General features: G+C 38.2%; 5 protein-coding genes. All 5 read left to right on the top strand.

The annotated features are described in order from the left end of the window. The first annotated feature begins 72 nt into the window (after window positions 1-72). The gene (locus DW039_RS20595; RefSeq protein ID WP_005868767.1) at window positions 73-552 is read left to right on the top strand and encodes an LPD28 domain-containing protein; all 480 of its coding nucleotides are present in this window, start codon (window positions 73-75) and stop codon (window positions 550-552) included. Between the two features lie 56 nt (window positions 553-608). After that, the gene (locus DW039_RS20590; protein WP_005868765.1) at window positions 609-872 is read left to right on the top strand and encodes a hypothetical protein; all 264 of its coding nucleotides are present in this window, start codon (window positions 609-611) and stop codon (window positions 870-872) included. A gap of 177 nt (window positions 873-1049) precedes the next feature. Beyond that, on the top strand, window positions 1050-1613 hold the full coding sequence (locus DW039_RS20585) for an N-6 DNA methylase (protein ID WP_243635063.1): 564 nt from the start codon (window positions 1050-1052) through the stop codon (window positions 1611-1613). 29 nt (window positions 1614-1642) lie between these two features. Then, entirely contained in the window at window positions 1643-1966 is a 324-nt protein-coding gene (locus DW039_RS20580; RefSeq protein ID WP_005868762.1) for a hypothetical protein, read from the top strand. A 44-nt stretch (window positions 1967-2010) separates the two neighbouring features. Beyond that, complete coding sequence (locus DW039_RS20575) at window positions 2011-2319, top strand: hypothetical protein (RefSeq protein WP_224263218.1); 309 nt, start codon at window positions 2011-2013, stop codon at window positions 2317-2319. Window positions 2320-2490 lie beyond the last annotated feature (171 nt).

Below are 2490 nucleotides of genomic sequence, written 5' to 3'. Positions count from 1 at the left end.
TTTAAAAAAAGGTCTTTAAATCTAGCTGAAGCATAAAATTAGAAGTTTAACAATCCCAAAAAACAACGAGTTATGTCACGAGTACACTATTTAGAAGGAGATTATGAACAGTTAGTTATTAATGAAACGATAGACGGTCTTTTTTCCAGTTATCGTATAGACCGCAATTCATTGCCAAAAGGATTTTTCCTTTATGAGATTAGATGGGATGACAGCTTATCTTCATTGGCAGAGATTAGCCCCTCTGTGGTGGTGAATCATGCAGGTTCATTCATTACAAAGTCACCCCTTGAATTTGATGCAAACAATAGCATACGGATAACCTATACCAATTTTATCGAGTTCTGCCAGTTTGGTGAGTGGGCTTATGAGAAACTGGCTGTATTGGATTGTAATTCCGGTAATGTTGCGGTGATAAGCCCAGACAGGAGATTGCAGACCACTGAAGAGATTGAGATTTTTTTGAGTGGGCATTGTGGCTATCATCTGAGTGAGATTAATTGGATGGTGATGAAAGGCGATGTGCTGTTTTTGAACGAGAACGATTTTTAATGAGTATAACCGTAACTGCCTCTTGGAATGGGGCAATTACATAAAATATTATAAGTATGAAGTGGATAGATAAGATGGTAGAACGCATTACCCGAAAAGAAACTGCTTTAAATGACCACTTTTGTGTAAATCGGCATACGGTTGTATGTCAGAGTGGTATGACTGATTATGTTTCTGTAACGATTGATAATACCGATGGTTTTGATTTCGATTTTTGGACAAAACAACTTTGTTTTGAGAAGGACTGTAAATATCGCTCGGAGATAAAAGCGGCTTTTGATAAAATCTATGGCACAAGGAATATAGAATGTTGTGAATAATGAAGTCAGAAAAGTATGATACCAAAGGAGATAATGAAACTTTATGAAAAGCTTGCTTTCAGTCGGGGATATGAAGAAGCCTTTCGGGATTTTTTGGATGTTTGTCTTTACTATTTGTCTGTCGGGATGTTGGCGGAGGATTATCGTAGAGTGGAAAAAAGATATAAGCCATATGAAATGGAACTTTTTGTTCAAATGTTTTATAGGGTGTCTGAATATTCGGAAGGATTTTGCGATGTCTTGGGAGATATGTTCATGGAGTGTGTCAGTCATGGGAATAACGAACAGTTCTTTACCCCGATACACGTTGCTGATTTGATGGCATGTATGGGGGGAAATAGGCTGAAACCTAAACAGTCGGTCTGTGATTCGTGCTGTGGTTCCGGCAGGATGCTACTTTCCGCTGTAAAAAAATGTGCGGAAGAGAATGATGGAGGAAGGCTTTTTTGTTATGGCTCGGATATAGATTTGATTTGTGTAAAGATGACCGTTGTCAATCTGATGATGAATAGCGTACCCGGTGAAGTCGCATGGATGAATACATTGACAATGCAGCATTGGAGAAGTTATCATATAGATTTACAGCTGATAGCCGGAGTATGGTTGCCTATTTTAAAGATAACGGAAGCAGGTGACACTTCTTTTATTAGGAAACTTGAAAATGCAATGGAGGATAATTCTGAATTGAAGAGGTCGATTCAGAGCAACGCAAGGGCTACGCAGCTGACTTTTGATTTTTGACAAGATAAATATGTAAAAAGGATTTTGGTATGAAAGCAATAAGAACAAAAGAGGTGAATGAGAACGTCAAAGCGGCGAACAGTTGTTTGCGTAAAGCGAAATGGCAGGCTAAGGAATTGGCTGTTTTTACAGGTGAAGTAGTGCGTCTGATGGATAAGGAAGGGCATTCTCTACAAGGGTTCTTTAATCGGGTGGAGTTTGTTCTGGTGGACGGCACTATTAAATTCCGTGTAGTTATAAATCCTATTCTTGAATGTGAGAACTGTATAATGGCTTCTTGCCATGAAGACTATCTTTATGAGGTGGTCTCGGTGGAAAAGTTTACCTATAAAAATTATAGGTATCATTTGTAATGATATTGTATTTTAATGATTATAAACTGATTTATATTATAACAATGATGGGCAAAATTAATAATATTCCCGTTTTGAATGAAGATGTTATTCGTTTGGTTGTACTCAATGAGGAAATTATTGGGTATATCTATCCACGAAGGACTTCTTATGTGGTGGCATTGGAGATAAAGCCGGGACGTACTACCTCTTTGGCTACATCTGTCAATAAACAATGCATGGTTTTGTTGAGTGATAAGGTTCGTTTGGCCACGGAACAGGATTTCGATGATTTTCATATATGCTTTGATGGTTTCAGAAATAACACTATGTATTGTTATAATCAGGGAACGGAACCTATATACCTTCAATGAAGCACATTCTCCCTTCTTTTGGATTAGGGAAGGGAGGGTATTTTGCTGTCCGCTACTTTTTGGCAAGCACCCCAAAAAAGTAGCAAAAAACGCTTGGAGTTACTGGTAATCCCATTAATTTGCGTTCACGCAGTATTCTTTCCCACCCTCCCCTTCATCGGAATGACTGTT

The organism is Bacteroides sp. AF39-16AC, assembly GCF_003602735.1.
Classification (GTDB): Bacteria; Bacteroidota; Bacteroidia; order Bacteroidales; family Bacteroidaceae; genus Bacteroides; species Bacteroides uniformis.
This window is presented reverse-complemented; position numbering and strand designations above follow the sequence as displayed.

Bases quoted from the DNA above. Each gene is read 5' to 3' on its own strand.
- DW039_RS20580 (WP_005868762.1), top strand. From the start codon at position 1,643: ATGAAAGCAATAAGAACAAAAGAGGTGAATGAGAACGTCAAAGCGGCG.
- DW039_RS20575 (WP_224263218.1), top strand. From the start codon at position 2,011: ATGATGGGCAAAATTAATAATATTCCCGTTTTGAATGAAGATGTTATT.
- DW039_RS20585 (WP_243635063.1), top strand. From the start codon at position 1,050: ATGGAACTTTTTGTTCAAATGTTTTATAGGGTGTCTGAATATTCGGAA.
- DW039_RS20595 (WP_005868767.1), top strand. From the start codon at position 73: ATGTCACGAGTACACTATTTAGAAGGAGATTATGAACAGTTAGTTATT.
- DW039_RS20590 (WP_005868765.1), top strand. From the start codon at position 609: ATGAAGTGGATAGATAAGATGGTAGAACGCATTACCCGAAAAGAAACT.